The 16,930-nt window shown below is 64.8% G+C and carries 14 protein-coding genes; 10 read left to right on the top strand and 4 right to left on the bottom strand.

Annotated elements, in window-relative coordinates; genetic code table 11:
• Positions 1-175 precede the first annotated feature (175 nt).
• The gene (locus GJV80_RS18000; RefSeq protein ID WP_195908999.1) at positions 176-3,358 is read left to right on the top strand and encodes a DUF4082 domain-containing protein; all 3,183 of its coding nucleotides are present in this window, start codon (positions 176-178) and stop codon (positions 3,356-3,358) included.
• A 104-nt stretch (positions 3,359-3,462) separates the two neighbouring features.
• On the opposite strand, the gene GJV80_RS24225 is transcribed toward GJV80_RS18000, so the two are convergent.
• Positions 3,463-3,915 carry an exo-alpha-sialidase gene (locus tag GJV80_RS24225; RefSeq protein ID WP_230208432.1) on the bottom strand — a complete coding sequence of 151 codons (453 nt, stop codon included), beginning with the start codon at positions 3,913-3,915 and terminating at the stop codon, positions 3,463-3,465.
• Positions 3,824-4,543 (bottom strand): hypothetical protein, encoded by a 720-nt coding sequence (locus tag GJV80_RS17995; protein WP_230208496.1) that lies wholly within the window; start codon positions 4,541-4,543, stop codon positions 3,824-3,826. Before GJV80_RS17995 ends, GJV80_RS24225 begins: the two co-directional genes overlap by 92 nt.
• A 541-nt stretch (positions 4,544-5,084) precedes the next feature.
• Between GJV80_RS17995 and GJV80_RS17990 the strand changes: the two genes are divergently transcribed.
• Positions 5,085-5,774, top strand: coding sequence for a GntR family transcriptional regulator (locus GJV80_RS17990; RefSeq protein WP_154689075.1), 690 nt, complete (start codon positions 5,085-5,087; stop codon positions 5,772-5,774).
• A 41-nt stretch (positions 5,775-5,815) separates the two neighbouring features.
• Here GJV80_RS17990 and GJV80_RS17985 read toward each other — a convergent pair whose 3' ends face one another.
• The gene (locus GJV80_RS17985; RefSeq protein ID WP_230208431.1) at positions 5,816-6,577 is read right to left on the bottom strand and encodes a creatininase family protein; all 762 of its coding nucleotides are present in this window, start codon (positions 6,575-6,577) and stop codon (positions 5,816-5,818) included.
• Positions 6,578-6,779: 202 nt separating this feature from the next.
• The gene (locus GJV80_RS17980; RefSeq protein WP_154689073.1) at positions 6,780-7,928 is read right to left on the bottom strand and encodes a hypothetical protein; all 1,149 of its coding nucleotides are present in this window, start codon (positions 7,926-7,928) and stop codon (positions 6,780-6,782) included.
• 510 nt (positions 7,929-8,438) lie between these two features.
• Here GJV80_RS17980 and GJV80_RS17975 point away from each other — a divergent pair.
• From GJV80_RS17975 to GJV80_RS17940, 8 genes are all read left to right on the top strand, one after another.
• Positions 8,439-9,302 (top strand): phytanoyl-CoA dioxygenase family protein, encoded by an 864-nt coding sequence (locus tag GJV80_RS17975; protein ID WP_195908997.1) that lies wholly within the window; start codon positions 8,439-8,441, stop codon positions 9,300-9,302.
• A gap of 63 nt (positions 9,303-9,365) precedes the next feature.
• On the top strand, positions 9,366-10,397 hold the full coding sequence (locus GJV80_RS17970; RefSeq protein ID WP_230207824.1) for a sugar ABC transporter permease: 1,032 nt from the start codon (positions 9,366-9,368) through the stop codon (positions 10,395-10,397).
• The gene (locus GJV80_RS17965; RefSeq protein WP_230207823.1) at positions 10,397-11,305 is read left to right on the top strand and encodes a carbohydrate ABC transporter permease; all 909 of its coding nucleotides are present in this window, start codon (positions 10,397-10,399) and stop codon (positions 11,303-11,305) included. Before GJV80_RS17970 ends, GJV80_RS17965 begins: the two co-directional genes overlap by 1 nt.
• A gap of 38 nt (positions 11,306-11,343) precedes the next feature.
• Positions 11,344-13,041, top strand: a complete 1,698-nt coding sequence (locus tag GJV80_RS17960; protein ID WP_154689071.1) for an extracellular solute-binding protein — start codon at positions 11,344-11,346, stop codon at positions 13,039-13,041.
• 413 nt (positions 13,042-13,454) lie between these two features.
• On the top strand, positions 13,455-14,420 hold the full coding sequence (locus GJV80_RS17955; RefSeq protein ID WP_154689070.1) for an acetylxylan esterase: 966 nt from the start codon (positions 13,455-13,457) through the stop codon (positions 14,418-14,420).
• Positions 14,417-15,319, top strand: coding sequence for an acetylxylan esterase (locus tag GJV80_RS17950; RefSeq protein WP_154689069.1), 903 nt, complete (start codon positions 14,417-14,419; stop codon positions 15,317-15,319). The genes GJV80_RS17955 and GJV80_RS17950 overlap by 4 nt, the downstream gene beginning before the upstream one ends.
• The gene (locus GJV80_RS17945; RefSeq protein WP_154689068.1) at positions 15,316-16,464 is read left to right on the top strand and encodes an aminotransferase class V-fold PLP-dependent enzyme; all 1,149 of its coding nucleotides are present in this window, start codon (positions 15,316-15,318) and stop codon (positions 16,462-16,464) included. The genes GJV80_RS17950 and GJV80_RS17945 overlap by 4 nt, the downstream gene beginning before the upstream one ends.
• A complete protein-coding gene (locus tag GJV80_RS17940) occupies positions 16,451-16,921 on the top strand; it encodes a RidA family protein (RefSeq protein ID WP_154689067.1) in 471 nt (156 codons plus the stop codon). Before GJV80_RS17945 ends, GJV80_RS17940 begins: the two co-directional genes overlap by 14 nt.
• Positions 16,922-16,930: the final 9 nt, after the last annotated feature.

Here is a 16,930-nt window from a genome sequence, read left to right as displayed (position 1 = left end):
ACCACACCGGCGCCGAAGAATGTAAATCCTCATACCGAAGGTCCCTTTTCCCAATCGGCCATACAGCGGGCCGTGGTGGACTATTCTCGGCTTGCCGGAGGGCTTCACCGGGGTCCACCGAGCTGCGTTCGGGGGAACGATGAAGTCGTACGCGCGTGTCCTTTTCTTGTTCGTGGTGAGCGCCGCCCTGGCGTTGGTGGGGCTGGTTGCCGCTCGGCCGCAACCCGCTGCAGCTGCCGGGCTGGCACTGGATGCCTCGACGCCCGCAGTCGTCAAGAAGGCGGGCAAGACGCTGACCACGGCCAGCTTCACACCGCCGGCCGGTTCGGTCCTGGTGATCTCCGCGCAGTCGAACGGGAACAGCGACGTCAAGTCGATCTCCGTCAGCGACAACCTCAGCTCCCACCTGCCGTACACGCAGGTGCAGGCCAAGGGCAACACCACCAACGACGTCTACGCCAAGCTCTACTGGGCGCCGGTCACGACCTCCCGCGCGATGACCGTCACCGCCACGATCGGCGGCAACAACGGCGACTACGGGATGCTCACCGTGCTGGTCTTCACCGGCGCGAACACAGCTGCGCCGATCGGGGCCTCCGGCGGAGGCCGCGGGGCGACCGGCGTGATCAGCGACAGCTACACGTCGACGGCGGCCGGCTCCTGGGGCTGGCTCACCACCGGGGACTGGGCACAGAAGGGCGTACCGACAGTGCCGTCCACCGAGACGGTGCAGGCCTCGTACAACGTGTCCGGTGAGGACAGCTTCGCGATCATCAAGCGGAACGCCACCACGGCGACCGCCGGGACGCCGGTCACCATGTCCACGACGGCGCCGACGTCCGGTGCGCGGATAACCCACATCTACTTCGAGGTCGTGCCGGCCACCGCCTCGGAGCCTGCCGCTCCGACGATCACGTCGCTGTCGGCCTCACCCGCGTCGGTTCCGTCGGGCAACTCCTCCACGCTCTCGTGGTCTGTCAACGGCAGCCCAACGCCGACGCTCACCATCGACAACGGCGTCGGGGACGTGACCGGCCTGACCGCCAAGGCGGTCAGCCCGACCCAGACGACGACGTACACCCTGACCGCGGCCAACAGCGAGGGGACGGTGTCGGCCACCACCACCGTGACCGTCACCGCGCCGGACACCACCAAGCCGTCCAAACCCACGGGCCTGAGTGCGACCGCCGTGTCCAGCTCGCAGATCAACCTGTCGTGGACCGCCTCGACCGACAACGTCGGCGTCACCGGCTATCGGATCTACCGCGGTGGAACCCAGGTGGGCACGTCGCCCACGACGAACTACACCGACGCCGGCCTGACCCCGAGCACCACCTACTCCTACACCGTGGCGGCCTACGACGCCGCCGGGAACGTCTCCGACCAGTCAACGGCAGCCTCCGCCACCACGCAGGCAGCGACATCGAACGGCCCCGAGCCGAACGGCTGGTACGCCGGCGACATCCATGTGCACCGCAGCTGCGGAGGCAGCGCCGAATCGGTGAGCAGCATCAAGCAGAAGATGGACGCCGAGGATCTGCGATTCATCGCGCTGCTCGCAGACTGCGGCAACGGCGAGGTGCAGAACCCGACCACCGACCTGCCGCTGGTGAACGGCCAGGACGCGTCCATCTCGACAGCCACCCGAACGGTCCATTGGGACACCGAGTGGCACTGGGACGCCACCTACACGCAGTACCCACACCAGGCACTCGGTGGGCACCTGGTCAACCTCGGTGAGACCAGCGCCCGGCAGATCTGGGACGAGATGCCCTCGACCGTGATCAACCAGGTGCACTCGCAGGGTGGCATCTCGGGTTTCGCCCACATGGAGTACCTGCCGAGCGGCATCCCGAACAGCCTCGACTGCTGCACCCCGGTCGAGTACCCGGTCGAGGTTGCCCTGGGGGCGGCAGACTTCGTCTCCGAGGACGTGACCAACACCGGTGACACCGGGATCGAGGCCTACTACAAGCTGCTCAACACCGGCTTCCGACCCGGCTTCGCAGCGGGGACCGACTACCCCTGCGGGATCAACGTGATCGGGTCGAGGCTGACCTACGCCAATGTGGGCAACGGATCCGTCACGTACAAGAACTGGATCAGTGCGATCAAATCCGGCAAGACCGTGATCTCCCGCAACGGCCACAACGAGTTCCTCAACATGACCGTGAACGGCTCGGCCGGGCCGGGTGACGAGGTGAGACTGGCCAGTGCGGGCAGCGTCCCCGTGAGCGTCACCTGGACGGCCAAGCAGAGCTACACCGGGCAGCTCCAGCTGGTGCAGAACGGCGAGGTCATCGCCAGCAAGTCCGCAACGGTCACGGCCGGCTCCCCGGTCACCTTGACCGCGAACGTCGACTTCGCCAAGAGCGGCTGGGTGGCCGCCCGACGAATGAACTCCGACGGCCAGGACCACCAGGTGCACACCGCCGCGGCGTTCGTTCTCGTCAACGATGCGCCCATTCGAGCCAGCGCCGACGACGCCCAGTTCTATATCGACTGGATGGACAACCTGCTGACCAAGACCTCACCGGGCGGGCCGTGGAACAAGTACTACCCGACCGAGCTCGCCGCCGCCCAGGCCAGGTACCAGCAGGCGAAGACGGTGTTCCAGCAGCGCAAGGCCGAGGCTTCCGGGCCCGCCGCACCGGTGGTCTCATCGTTCACCGCGTCACCGGGAACGATCTTCCAGGGGCAGCCGGCAACGCTCTCGTGGGCGATCACCGGTAACCCCGCCCCCACCGTTACCATCAACAACGGGATCGGTGACGTCTCCGGCCGCTCATCGATCACCGTCTCGCCGACCCAGACCACCACATACACCCTGACCGCGACGAACAGTCTGGGGACGGTCACCAAGACGACCACGGTCACCGTGTCCACGACGCAGAACGACCCGCAGTCGATCTTCACGACCCAAACGCCGGCGACCTCGACAACCGACGGTGTCCCCTACGAGCTGGGAACGAGATTCACTTCCGCGTCGTCAGGCCAGATCACCGCGATCCGGTTCTACAAGGCAGCAAACGAAAGCGACACCCACACCGGCCGGATCTGGAGCTCGTCGGGTCAGCAGCTGGCGTCGGTGGTGTTCACGGGAGAGTCGGCATCGGGGTGGCAACAGCAGCTACTCGCCACGCCGCTGCCGATCACGGCCAACACCGAATACCTGGTCACGGTGAACACCGGCAATGGTTACTACGCCACAACCGACGGTGGGCTCGGCTCGCAGATCACCAGCGGCGATCTGAAGACCGTCGTCGGATCGAACGGCCGGTACGGCCCGGTCGGGTCGTACCCAACGTCCTCCTGGCAGAACTCGAACTACTTCCGCGACGTGGTGTTCACGCGGTAAAGGTCCGTCGCCTACTCGATCCGCTCGCTGGGCAAGCCGACGAGCGGTCCTGAAGGGCTCCTCCGAGAAGGCCCGGAGCTGACCCCAGAAAGCGGATAGCCCGGTCACGGGCGCCACCGCACCGCCTCGATGTAGCGCTCGGAACGGGTTGCCGAGTTCGCGTAGTAGACGGCCAAGACCGTGGCATCGTCCATCACGACGGCCCTCGGGTATCCCATGTCACGGACCGCGATGTCGTCGGTCAGCACCGACGGCGACCAGCTTTTCCCGTCGTCGTCGCTGATGACAGCGCGCAGCCCGTACGGCTCGGCCCGACTCCCATAGACCAGGACGAGTCGATCATCCGGCAGTCGCACCAGCGCCGGCGGGTTCCCACCATTGCCCGTATCCGGCACCGGCCTGCCCACGAGCTGCCAGCGGTAACCACGGTCGGCACTGGCATAAACGTCGATCCAGCTGGCACGCTCAGCGGCGCAGCGCCTGGCGCACAGCACAGTTCTGGCGTTGATCACCACGGAGGACGGCATGATGGCGTACCCGGCAGGTGTCTCTCCGATCCAGCCTCGCGGCTCGAAGGTACGGCCGCCATCCCCGGTCCAGGTGGACAGGATCCGACCCTCGGAACCGTCCGGCTTGCCAGTGGTCAATTGGAAGAGTGCCTCGCCGGGGCCGAGGGGGAACGATGTCGGTCCGAGCGGCGACGGCCGTCTGACCGAACCGCGGAATCCGGTACGGACCACTCCAGGTGTGAGCTCGATCGGCACTGACGTAGAACCAGGACTCCGCCCCGGCCACGATCCCGGTGCGTCCGACGAGCACGATCGTCTCCGGATCGGTGAAGTCGATCGGCCGGGACAGCCGCACGAAGTCACGGTCGTCCAGACGTGGACCGATCTGCAGATCCGGGCCGACGTGTTCGTCGCCGGACAGTGTTTGTGAACCCCCGGGAATCCTTCCGGTGAACTTCTCGTGGGTCCAGGACTGCCCACCGTCGTGGCTGCGCGCGACCACGGGAATGAACGGCCGGGACCTGTCCCGAGGGTGCAATCCGGTGTCCGGACCGATCCATCCGGAGACGAAGATCGCCACCACCTCTTCGCCCCAGCTCCACAGGCCGTAGTTCGCCGGCCACGCGGCGAACCGGCCAGGTTCGCGATAGACATTGCTGCGTTTCGGGTGCGTCACCAGCGGTTCCGGTAGGCAAACCCCGACGGGCCGGAGCGGATCGGGGGCTGCTGTTGTCCCCGCCCGGCCACGAGTCGCGGTCGGGGGTCCACGGTCGAGCCGGGCGGGGCAACAGGGATGAGATCTCAGATCTTCTGGGGGGAAGCGTCTGTGAGGATCTCCATCCACTTGGGGCGGTTGCCCCGCGCATAGCCTAGCGACAGGTGCGGACTTCTGCCGAAACTTCGGACAACACCCCGATGATCACGTCCCGAGCTGATCAGGTATAAATGATCACTGGTGGCTCTGATGGAGTCGCGACGGGGGCACGTTCGGTTGGTCGGGGGAACAATCAGAGCGCACCGGAGCGCGCTCTGTCGGAGCCGTCTCAATCTTCTCGGTGCCAGCACCGGTTGTCATCGCCGATGATCACGATCTTGGATCGTCTTCCGGAAGCGCGTCTCGCACCACCCGGTGGGCGTCCAGCGGCAGACGTTTCGGAGTCAACCCGAAGCATTGAAGAGCAGACGGCTGCGCGGCGCACATCCTACATAATGTAGGCATGACCGATCTGACCGAGCGACTCCCCTCGACGTTGATCTCATCGCCGACGGTCGTGGACGGTATTCACCTCACGTTGCGCAACGCCATCTCGCAGGGTCAACTTCCGATGGGATATCGGTTGCGCGAGATGGCGCTGGCCGCCCATTTCGGATGCTCGGTCACCCCGGTCCGAGAAGCCATCCGACGCCTGGAGCATGAGGGGCTGGTCAAGATCTATCCGCGGCGTGGAGCACAGGTCGCCTCACTCAGCACGAATGAGGTCGCAGATCTGTACGAAACGCGGCTGGTACTTGAGTGCTACGCCGTTCGCAAGGGTGCGGAGCGCAAGCCGGCGAAGGCTGAACTGGCCGAGGCGCGGGAGATGTTGCGTCGACAGAAGGCATCCCTGTCGGATCAGGAGCACACCGCGCCGTTGGATGCCGAGGTCCACCAGGCATTGACCGTTCTGGCTGGCAATCCTGTCATCGCAGAGTTGGCCTCGCATGCTACCCGGCAGATCGAAGCCGTGCAGGCGCGAGTCGGTGCGGTCGTCCCGGGCGGCCGGAACGCAGCACACAAGGCACACCAGGAGATCCTCAAGGCGATCGCCGCGGGTGACGCCGACAGAGCGGAGTCGCTGATGCGGAAACACCTGGAGTGGACCCGAGACGCCGTGCTGGCACAGATGGAGGAGGTGCAGTCGCGGTGATCTGATGCCGGCGAGCCCGCGGAGCGGCTGGCCCGTCGCTATCAGGTGCGGTGGAAGCGCACGATGAACTCGGCCACATCCGCAATGATCATCTTCAGTGCGATGTGCCCGAGTTCGGTGGATGCGCTGTGCGAGTCATCGGTCCTGCCGTCGCTGCGCTGCCACACCTCGGGAAGCCGCACGGTCGAGGTGAAGGCTGACTGTTCGGCGAGCGGCTGCAATTCCCCTTCTGCTGGTGGAATGCGATCCGTGTGCACCAGTTCCGGCCGCAACGCCAGAAGGCACGAGGTCTCGAATGACCCCGCATGCCCAGGCGCTGGTGCTCCGTCGAGATCCAGCTTGGCCAAGGAGTCTGCGCCACACTCCCAGTAGGACGCCGCTGCGATGTGGGCGTCCAGACGGTACTCGTACGCGAGCCGGTCGGCGACCATGGCCGCGGCGCTGACGTTTCCGCCGTGGCCGTTGAGGAACAGGATGCGCTGAAATCCGTCATTGACGAGGCTGGTCCCGATCTCCGTCAGCAGATCCAGATACACCTTCGAGGAGAAGGAGATCGTGCCCCCGAACGGAAGATGGTGCTGCGCAAGCCCGAACGGCAGCGTCGGTGTCACCAGCACAGACGCAGTCTCCGCCGCCAGTTCGACCGCAGACCGAGCCACATGGGTGATGATCTCGGTGTCCGCGCAGACCGGCAGATGCGGACCGTGTTGCTCGATCGACCCGATCGGGACAACCACTGTGGCGCCGGGCGCCAAGCGTGCAAGCTCCTCACGGGTGAGGTCGTCGAACCGTGTAGTTCGCATTGCCACCACTGCTACCTCCCTGATCGACCCCTCACCCTCGACCAGCCCGACGCCCCAGGATGAGCGACTCCGCCGCGCAGAACGTTTGCTGGGCGCTTTAGGTGTCATACATTATGCATGAATCTGACGCCAGTACTTCAGCGTTCAAACTCCGAGTTCGATCGGATCAGGCAGGGGCAGATCGACTCCGGTGTCGGCAACCTCACCAGCCGGCTGGTAGGAGATGTTCAGCTCGGGTGTGGCTCGTTCGACGGCGCCGTCGTGTCGGGAACGCAGGCAAGCATCGAGGATCCCTCCGGTGAGCAGGGTTCGTTCGACGGGATAGGGGGGACCGGCCGGATCTGATCAGCGATTCGATCTGCCGGGTCAGGAAGATGAAATGGCCGTGCTCCGGCCCACCCTGCAGCCACGTCCTGCAGGTGAGCTCATCCTCTGGCCCGCGAGCGGACGCGGCGAAGCCGGTCAAGGAGCCCGTGCAGTTGACCGCGGCGGCTCGCAATCCGTCCGCGTACGTCACGAGGAACACGTCCTGCGGTTGGGTACGGGCGCGCCGTCGTTGGTCATCATCGAGATCGAACACCGAAAGGGCGCTTTCGAAGAGGTCACGGTCGACGCTGCCGTCGGCCATCGCCGCAGCTGCGTCGGCTCCCGACAATCCACGGACCGAGACCACGCCGGACTCACCACCTGCCCGCCGTTCGGCGTGTGCCTGCATTCCTTCGAGGTTGTGGAATCCGTACGCCTCCAGCGGACCGTGGCCGACCGCGACGATGTCCGACATCGGCGCCCCGAGACGCCACCGGGCACCGGTTGGCACGCGCCACGCCAACGGGATGCTGGAGCCGGCGAGCAGCGGGATGCCGAGCCGCTGCGCGGTCTCGTACATGGCCCGCGCATCCTGATAGGACCAGGCCAGGTGCTTGTCGTTGAAGATCGGAACGAACCGGCCGGCGCTGATCATCGTCGATACCGCGGCGTCGAACAGACGCCGGCGTGGATACAGCTTCTCGCCCAGGACGTTGTCCTCGTAGTCACCGTGCTCACCGATGATCACGACACCATCGACCTGGACCCCGCCGCGGCCGAGCCCGATCGCCTCCGCGACGGTGGGAAACATCGGCACCCCCGCGTTCCGGGCGATGTCGACGCCGATGTCCGGGCGGTCGCGCACCGCACCGTCCCGGCATCCGCAGTCGCCGAGCTGCTCCAGATACAACGACACAACCTCGACCCTGGGCTCGTGCAACGTGCCCTGCCACGGATATCCCTGAATCAGCCGCGTGCCGATGACGTCGGCGTGGGAAGCATCGAAATAGGTGGTGATGATCAACGCGATCCTGGGTCGCTCCATCGCGGACTCCGTCTTCTCCGGCCAGGTGTGCGTTGCGGCGTGGCCGCGCATGGCCTGTCGAATTGGTTAGCAGATGGCCAGGCAGCGGGGCCCGGCAACATGCCAGACATCAGAAGGGGTTGAGAAGAGGGTAGCGCAGCTCCGCCGTTTTATGCATACTGTATCTAACCGCATCGGGTCGATGACGTCCAAGGAGCGGACACAGGTGGCCGATGAGCATCAGCTGAAGGCCGAGCGAGTACTGCGCCGAAGCACGCCGCGTTGCGCAAGCCGGGGCCAAGGCTCGGGATCGCTGCCAAGATCAGGATCACGACCAAGATCAAGATTGCAACCAAGATCATCACCCGCGCGACGATAACAACGAAGATCACGCACATTCCGCGTCCGGTCCGACATCAACCAGTCGCGGGCCTGTCCATGGAAGCTACGGCAGCGCATGGTGATCGCCGAAGTGCGAAGGCAACCAGCCGCCCGGACACCGAACCCCCACTATCCCAAGGAGTGCGCACGATGAGCACCGCGACCGTCCACGACCCGCAAGATTCGACGACCTGGCACGACCACATCAAGACCTACGGCTACGTCATCATCCACAACGTGGTCCCGCAGGAGAATCTCGATGCCGTCCTGAACGACCTGTGGGCACACACCGGAGCCAGCCCCGACGACCGTGACTCCTGGTACCAGCCGGAGATCATCCGCCCCGGCGGCATGGTGGAGATGTACCACTACCAGTCGATGTGGAACAACCGGCAGAACGAACGGCTGTATGAGATCTTCCGTGCGATACACGGGACCGATCGACTCTCAGTATCGATCGATCGAGTCGGATTCAAGCCGCCTGTTGACCCAGCGCACCCCGAATACAACCACAAGGGGATGATCCACTGGGACGCCGACATGGAGTCGTTCCCGGACATTCCGTTCCACGTCCAGGGCGTACTTGCGCTCACCGATACCGAGCCCGACATGGGTGGGTTCCAGTGCATCCCGGAGACCTACCAGGACCTGGAGAACTTCCTCAAGACCCAGACTCCGGAGCAGATCGCCTCAAGGAATCCCGACTACACCGGTTACAGCATCACCCACCCACGCCTGGCTGCCGGCGACCTGATCGTGTGGACGAACATGTTGCTGCACGGCAACGGCCACAACACGTCTGGGAAGCCGCGTTTTGCGCAGTACATCAGCATGAACCCGGCGACCAATGATCCGGAGGCCACGCGCCGACGGGTCGACATCTGGCAGCGCAACACCCATCCGGCCGGCAAGGCCTTCCCCGGCGACCCACGCGGCATCGAGGAAGCGCGTCCCGAGCCGGCGCACTTGACGGAGCTGGGTCGCAAGCTGCTGGGCGTCGATCCGTGGGAGTAAGCCCGTCGGCGACGGCGGTGAACTCCGACCTGCCCGGAGCGCCACGGACGTCAAACTCACCGGGTGGCTCGAACCTTCTGCAGATCTAGCGAAGGGAGGATCCCTCGCATGACCAGTGTCGTACGCTCCGAATCAACGCCACTCGGCCCGGAATCGCCCACTGCGACGTCTGCGGAACTCCCGCGGCCACGACGAAAATCGCTCTGGTCTCGGGTCTGGTACGAGCGGGGCATGTACTTGTTCATCATCCCGGGCTTTCTGTTCTTCGTCGTCTTCCGATACATCCCGCTCCTGGGGAATGTCGTTGCATTCCAGGACTACTCGCCGTTTCTCGGTGTACTGCACAGTCAGTGGATCGGACTGCAGAACTTCGTCAACCTGGTGACGAACCCCGATGTCGTCACAGCTATCGAGAACACTCTGATCATCAACGGGCTCCAGATCATCTTCTTCTTCCCCGCACCGATTGCTCTGGCACTGCTCCTCAACAGCATCCTGAGTCAAACGGTCAAACGGGTCATCCAGACGGTCGTCTACCTTCCGTACTTCATCGGCTGGGTCGTACTCGTCAGCGTGTGGCAATCGGTGCTGGGTGGCGACGGTCTGTTGAATCAGACCCTGACGAGCCACGGCATGGGTCCCATCAACCTGATGAGCAACCCCGATCTGTTCAAGCCGATGATGGTCCTGCAGTACATCTGGAAGTACGTCGGGTGGGGCACGATCATCTTCTTGGCCGCAATCTCCAAAGTCGACCCCGCGCTGTACGAGTCTGCCGCCATGGACGGCGCCGGCTCGTTGCGGCGCATGTGGCATATCACGTTGCCGGGGATCCGCGGCATCACCATCCTGCTTCTGATCCTCAACCTGGGCAACATCCTCACCACCGGGTTCGAGCAGATCCTGCTGCAGGAACCTGCTGTCGGCGCCGATGCCGGACAGGTGCTCGACACTTTCGTCTACTTCGAAGGGATCGTCGGCGGACAGTGGGGGCTCGCCGCCGCGGTCGGACTCGTGAAGGGGGTGGTGGGTTCGATCCTCGTCATCAGTGCGAACAAGATCGCCCACATGATGGGTGAGGCAGGTGTGTTCTGATGCCGACCCGGTCAATCGCCTCACGTCCGCTCTGGATGGAGCGGCCGAAGATTCCCGTCACCGTCACCAAGGCCATCACCCTGTTCGTGGTCGCAGCCGTGATGCTCTTCCCCTTCCTTTACGTGCTGGCTGTCAGCGTGTCGTCCCAAGGTGACCTCAACGGCTCGACCGTGTCGCTCATCCCCAAGCACCCCACGCTCGAGGCCTACCGTCAGATCCTCCGCAACGGAGCCGTGATCCGCTCCATAGAGGTCAGTATCGGCATCACCGTTGTCGGGACCCTCTTCAGCATGATCATGACAACGACATTGGCCTACGGCCTGACCCGCACCCGTGATGTGCCAGGCAGCAGGCTCGTCCTGCTCCTGGCCCTGGGCACGCTGCTGTTCAGTGCCGGGATCATTCCCAACTACCTGCTGGTGCGATACCTCGGGCTCTTGAACAGTTATGCGTCACTGATCGTCCCAGGCATGATCAGCGCGTTCAACCTGGTTGTCGTCCGACAGTTCTTCATGAACATCCCCGAAGAGATGTTGGACTCCGCGCGAGTCGACGGCGCTGGCACAGTGCGGATCTTCTGGTACATGGTTCTGCCCCTGTCCAAGGCGGTGCTCGCCGTCATCGCGCTCTTCTACGGCGTCGGACTGTGGTCGGACTTCTTCAACGCCCTGCTGTATCTGAACGACCCCGGTAAGTGGCCGGTTCAACTTGTGCTGCGGCTGTTCGTGCTCCAGGGCCAAAGCCTTGGCTCCGCCGACCCGACCCAGCAGTCGGGCCAACCACTGCCACCTCCGCAAACGGTTCAGATGGCGGTGGTGATCATCGCCACCCTTCCGATCATCATCGTCTATCCCTTCCTGCAGAAGTACTTCACCCAGGGCGTCCTCTCGGGAGCGATCAAGGGCTGAACCATCCCCCAAACCATCACGCGATCCAAGGACTGGCCATGACTGCCGAACACCCGCTGCAGATTCCCCAGAACCCCGCCCGACCGGTGGTCGGTCGGCGACTGCTCCTATCCGGTCTCGCCGGCGCCGCCCTGGCGGCCGCAGCCGGGTGCAGCAGCACCGGCAAGACCAGTACGACCGCTGCCTGCACCTCGGCCCTCAAATTTCCCAATCCCAAACCACCGGCTTCGACGGCGATCATCCCGAAGGTTGCCGGCACCCCGATCGGCTGGCACGACTACCCGAAGCCGTACGTCACAGTCCCCGAGCCTCCGGGCAAGGGCGGAAACGTGTCGACCTACCAGATCCTGTGGGGTGCGCCACCGCCGGGCGTGGGCAAGAATCCATGGTGGCAAGGACTGAACAAGCGACTCGGGGTAACCGTCCAACCGACGCTGGCCGCAGCCCAGGACTACGGCGCGAAGCTCCTCACCCTGGCGGCCAGCGGGTCGTTCCCGGACATCACCTATGTCAACTTCACCGTGTCCGGTGCGGCCGGCTTCCAGCGAACTGTGTCCGAGGGCGCATTCCACGACCTGACGCAGTATCTGAGCGGCGACGGCCTGAAGGATTTCCCCAACCTCCAACGCATCCCGAAGCTGACCTGGGTCGGAAGCTCCTTCCAGGGGAAGCTCTTCGGGGTGCCCTATCCCATCCAACCGGTCAACGGTCTGCTGGCCCTGTACCGCAAGGATTGGGCCAAGAAGCTCGGCGTCGACGACCCGAAGTCGCCGGATGACGTCCTCGAGATGTTCACCGCCTTCCACACAGGGAACCCCAACGGCGACGGCAAGCCTACCTACGGGATGGCCGAGATGGTCACGGGGCTGTGGAACGGCATGTATCACTGTCCGAACAACTGGCGCCTGAACAAGGACGGCACGTTGTCCAAGGACTGGGAGTCCGACGAATACCGCGACGTGCTGCAGTTCACTCAGAAGCTGTGGAAGAGCGGGACGATCCACCCGGACACCCTGACGATGTCGTCAACCCAATGGCTGGAGCAGTACGAGTCGGGCAGGACCGGTCTCGTCCTGGGCGGAGGCCCCGGCTACTTCTCATCGGCGCCGAACTCGGTGATGGCTCTCACGACGCAGCATGATCCGAAGGCCGACTCCCAGCCCTGGCTGCCGCCCGGTTATGACGGTGGCAGCCCGAGGATGGCTCTCGGCTCCGCGTCGTACGGATTCGGAGCGATCCCCAGTTCGATCAAGGACGAGAAGCGGATCCTGGAACTGCTGCATCTGATGGAGTACTGGGCCGCACCGTACGGCAGCGTGGAGTACACCTACGTCTATTACGGCATCGAAGGCACCATGTTCCACTACGACGACAATGGCGCGCCGAAGTCCGTCACCGGCGCCCCGAGCACGTGGACCGACGGGATCAACTATCTGTGTGGCCAAACCGAGATCAACTACTTCTACCCCGGCCAGCCGGGCCAAGTGGAACGCATCCAAGGCTTCCAGGATGAGCTCATCTCAAATGCGATCAAGGATCCGACCATGGGGCTGTACTCGCCCACCTGGGCACAGAAGTCGGGAACCCTGACGCAGATCCAGACCGACGCATTCAACAGCATCGCCGTCGGACGTCAGCCGATGTCCTACCTCGACGACGCGATCAAGAAGTGGAAGAGCCAGGGTGGAGACACGGCACGCAAGGAGTTCCAGGAAGCTCTGCAGGGATGTAAGTAGCACCTGTTCGGAAAGGATTGCCGTTGAGTAGGGTGAGCCGTCGCGTGTGGGTTCTCTTTCAGGACGCGGCGTCGTTTGAGATGCAGGCTGTGTTTCGGACCGAGCGAGAAGCATTGGACGCAGCCGGTGGACAGCCGGAGCGAGTTGCCCAGCAGGTGCTTGACTTCGACAAGAGCGCTGGTAGCTGCGAATCGAGTTCCGATGAGGTATGGGTCATTGCATCGAGGACCAGCAATGGCCGATATCACCCGATCCATCTCTGCGCCAACCAGGGCAGCGCGCGCCGCTTGTGCGATCACGGTAGCCAGATCTATGGACCGGTTCGCTACGCGGAGTTGATCGATGAGGCACTCCACCGCTACCTGTGCGCTCAGCCGCCGGCTCGGTGTTGATCAAGGAGGAAGCAGCAGTCGATGACACGAACCAGGGACCCGGAGAACTATCAGATCGAGGTACCTCGCCCCGATGACTTCGATGACTTCTGGGCCGAAGTCTCCGACCAACTCGGTTGTTCTCCGATCGACGCCGAGTTCGTCCGGGACGACCTGCGCAGCACCGATCGGGTCGAGGTCTACGACGTCCGCTACACCAGCCTGGACGGTGTCCGGATCTCAGCCTGGTACGCGCGCCCCCGCCAGGAGCTGGTGACACCGCCGTACCCGGGCCTGCTGATCGTCCCCGGCTACATCTCCGACCCGGTGATACCCAAGAGCTGGGCGGAACTGGGATATGCCGCGCTCGCGGTCGCACCCCGGGGCAAGGTCCGCTCCCGCTCTGCGGCCGATGCCAACTATCCGGGGCTGTTGGTGGAGAACAGCGTCGACCGGTTCACCTACGGCTACCGCGCCTTCTATGCCGACGCCTGCCGGGCGGTCGATGTCGTCGCCCAACGACCGGAGGTGGACGCGAACCGGATCGGCGTACACGGATCGAGCCAGGGTGGGGCGCTGACGATCGTGATGGCTGCCCTGCGGAAGGATCTGGTCGCCTGCGGCGCGGCGGGAGCGCCGTACCTGTGCGGTTTCGTTGATGCTGCCCGGCTGACCACCTCCTACCCGTACCACGAGATCACCGAGCGGTTGCGTGCCCACCCCGAGGAACGCGAAGCGATCGAGGAGACACTGCCGTACTTCGATGGTCTGAACTTCGCTCCGGCGATCACTGCGCCGATGCTGGTCTACATCGGACTGGAGGACGACGTGTGTCCGCCGGAGACCGGCTTTGCGGTCTACTCCGCGCTGCAGTGTTCCAAGCAGCTGATCGCCACCCCACGCTGCGCTCATGACGCCGGTGCACACTGGGTCAACGCAAAGGTGCAGGCGTTCCTGGCCGAGCAGCTGCGGCCTGTTCCGGTGGTCGCCATGGAGCCGGTCGCATGACCGACGCACCCATGCAGCCGCAGGAGTTCAACCCATACTGGCAGGCCGTCGACGACGAGTTGGCGACGATGCCGGCCCGGCCGTCGCTCGAAGTCGATCATGAACGGTCCTGTGCGGCGTACACCGTCTATCGGGTGCGGCTGACCGGCATCGGTCCCTATCGGCTCTTCGCCTACTACAGCGTGCCGACCGGTGACGGCCCGTTCCCGGCCGTGTACGAAGTGCCGCGCTACGGCAGCGTCAACCACGTCCCCGATCATCTGGACCGGCTGCGCTACGCGGTCCTTGTGGTGATGCACCGCGGCCAACGGCTGGCCGACTCGCCCTTCGTCGCCCCCTATCCCGGCCTGCTCACGCTGGGCATCGAGGATCCGGCCACCTACATCTACCGGGCGATCGCCGCTGACTGCCTCCGTGGCGCGGAGTTCCTGTTCGGCCGTCCCGAGGTGGATCCGCACAGGGTGTCGGTGGCCGGAGACGACCTGGCGCTGATCACTGCGGCGCGGCGACCCGGGTTCTCCCTGATCCGCTATGCGACGCCGATGCTCTACCGGGCGCTCGAGGCGCGGCAGCTCTCCAGCGACTATCCCATCGAGGAACTGAACGATCTGCTGCGTCTGCATCCGGAGCTGGAGCCACAGATCGGACGAACACTGGCGCTGGTCGATCCGCTCGTTCATGCGTCGAGGATCACGGCCAGGACGATCATCAGTGTCGGCGCACCGGGCACCAGCAGCGGCGCCGATTTCCTGGCGCCGTTGCTTGAAGCGCTCGGGGGACCGGTCAGCACTTACGATCTGAGTTTCGCCGGCGGCACCGACCATGATCGTCTGGACGCCATGGTCGCCGAACAACTCGGCGTCCAGGCGATGAGCCGGTTTGCGCGGACGATCGGATGACCGCCCTTGACCTGGGGTCGGTCTACCGGAGCCTCGGGGTTCGCGGCGTGATCAACGCCTCGGCCACCCTGACCAGGCTGGGCGGTTCATTGATGCCCGCCCCGGTGGTGCAGGCAATGGCGGACGCGGCCGGTAGCTTCGTCGACCTGGAGGAGCTCCATCGCAAGGTCGGCGAGCGGCTCGCGACCCTCACCGGTAACGAAGCGGCCTACGTGTCCAGTGGAGCGACGGCAGGCATCGTGCTCACCGTCACCGCCTGCCTCGTTGGCCTGGTTCCGGAACGACGAGTCCTGCTGCCGGACACCTCGACCCTGCCCCGCAACGAGGTGATCATTCAACGCGGCCAGCGCAATGTGTACGACCTCGCCGTTCGTCAGACCGGAGCCCGGGTCGTGGAGATCGAGCCGACCGCCGATGCGTTGGAGTCCGCACTCAGCGAACGGACGGCAGCGGTGCTCCACTTCGCCGGCGTGCTGGCTGCGGGCACCCTCGGCCTGGACGCCGTGGTGATGGCGGCGCATCGGCGGGATGTTCCGGTCATTGTGGACGCGGCCGCGCAGATCCCGCCGATCTCCACGCTCTGGCGATTCACCGGGGAGTACGGGGCGGATGCGGTCATCCTCAGCGGCGGCAAGGGTCTGCGAGGACCGCAGGCCAGCGGGCTGATCCTCGGACGCCGGGACCTCGTCGAGGGCTGCCGGTTCAACGGCAGCCCCAATCACGGCATCGGACGCCCGATGAAGGTCGGCAAGGAGGAGTTGATGGGTCTTCTCGCCGCTGTGGAATGGGCGCTGGACCAGGACGAACCAGGAATCATCGCGGGCTACGAGGCGTCGGTCACCCGCTGGGTGGACGGCCTTGCTGGGATCTCCGGCGTTCGCGCCGAGCGGGCCTTTCCCAGCGAAGCAGGTCAGCCGCACGGCCGAGCTGTGGTGCACCTCGGCCCGGGCGCAAAGCTCGGCCGGGACGAACTGGTGGCGGCGCTGTGGGACCACGATCCCCGTATCGCCGTCGGCACCGCAGGCGATGACGCCATAGCTCTCAATCCGCAGACACTCCAGCCCGGGGAGGATGAGTTGGTGTTGCAGGCTGTGCTGGATGTCCTCCGGCCCGACAGGGGAGTACTTGATCATGGGAGCCATTGAGACGAAGCTGCGCGAACTCGGCATCGAGCTACCGACGAAGGTGCCCGCAGGGAAGGGCCTTGTTCCGGTGGTGCGACACGGGGACCTGCTGTTTGTGTCCGGTCACGGTCCGGCGTCCAACGACGGAACGCTGCTCTACCGCGGCCGGGTGGGTGCCGAGGTCAGCAGCGAGGATGCCTATCAGGCGGCCAGGGCAGCTGGCATCCAGCTGCTGCGCAGCATCCGGGACTATCTCGGCGACCTGGATCGCGTTGATCACATCGTCAAGGCACTCGGCTTCGTCAACAGCGCCGACGACTTCCACGAGCAGCCGGCGGTCATGCATGGCTTCAGCGATCTGATGATCGAGGTGTTCGGCGCCGAGCGCGGCCGGCACGCCCGGAGTGCGATCGGCACCTCCAACCTGCCGGACAACCAACCTGTCGAGATCGAACTGATCGTCGCCGTGCGCGACTGACCAGGGTTC

This window comes from Microlunatus sp. Gsoil 973, assembly GCF_009707365.1.
GTDB lineage: Bacteria > Actinomycetota > Actinomycetes > Propionibacteriales > Propionibacteriaceae > Microlunatus.
Note: the sequence above shows the minus strand (reverse complement) of the source record. Positions and strands in the feature narration are given on the sequence as shown.

Coding starts and splice junctions, on each gene's coding strand:
- GJV80_RS17960 (WP_154689071.1), top strand. CDS start 11,344: ATGACTGCCGAACACCCGCTGCAGATTCCCCAGAACCCCGCCCGACCG.
- GJV80_RS17985 (WP_230208431.1), bottom strand. CDS start 6,577: ATGCGAACTACACGGTTCGACGACCTCACCCGTGAGGAGCTTGCACGC.
- GJV80_RS17980 (WP_154689073.1), bottom strand. CDS start 7,928: ATGGAGCGACCCAGGATCGCGTTGATCATCACCACCTATTTCGATGCT.
- GJV80_RS17955 (WP_154689070.1), top strand. CDS start 13,455: ATGACACGAACCAGGGACCCGGAGAACTATCAGATCGAGGTACCTCGC.
- GJV80_RS17965 (WP_230207823.1), top strand. CDS start 10,397: ATGCCGACCCGGTCAATCGCCTCACGTCCGCTCTGGATGGAGCGGCCG.
- GJV80_RS17990 (WP_154689075.1), top strand. CDS start 5,085: ATGACCGATCTGACCGAGCGACTCCCCTCGACGTTGATCTCATCGCCG.
- GJV80_RS17950 (WP_154689069.1), top strand. CDS start 14,417: ATGACCGACGCACCCATGCAGCCGCAGGAGTTCAACCCATACTGGCAG.
- GJV80_RS17975 (WP_195908997.1), top strand. CDS start 8,439: ATGAGCACCGCGACCGTCCACGACCCGCAAGATTCGACGACCTGGCAC.
- GJV80_RS17940 (WP_154689067.1), top strand. CDS start 16,451: ATGGGAGCCATTGAGACGAAGCTGCGCGAACTCGGCATCGAGCTACCG.
- GJV80_RS17945 (WP_154689068.1), top strand. CDS start 15,316: ATGACCGCCCTTGACCTGGGGTCGGTCTACCGGAGCCTCGGGGTTCGC.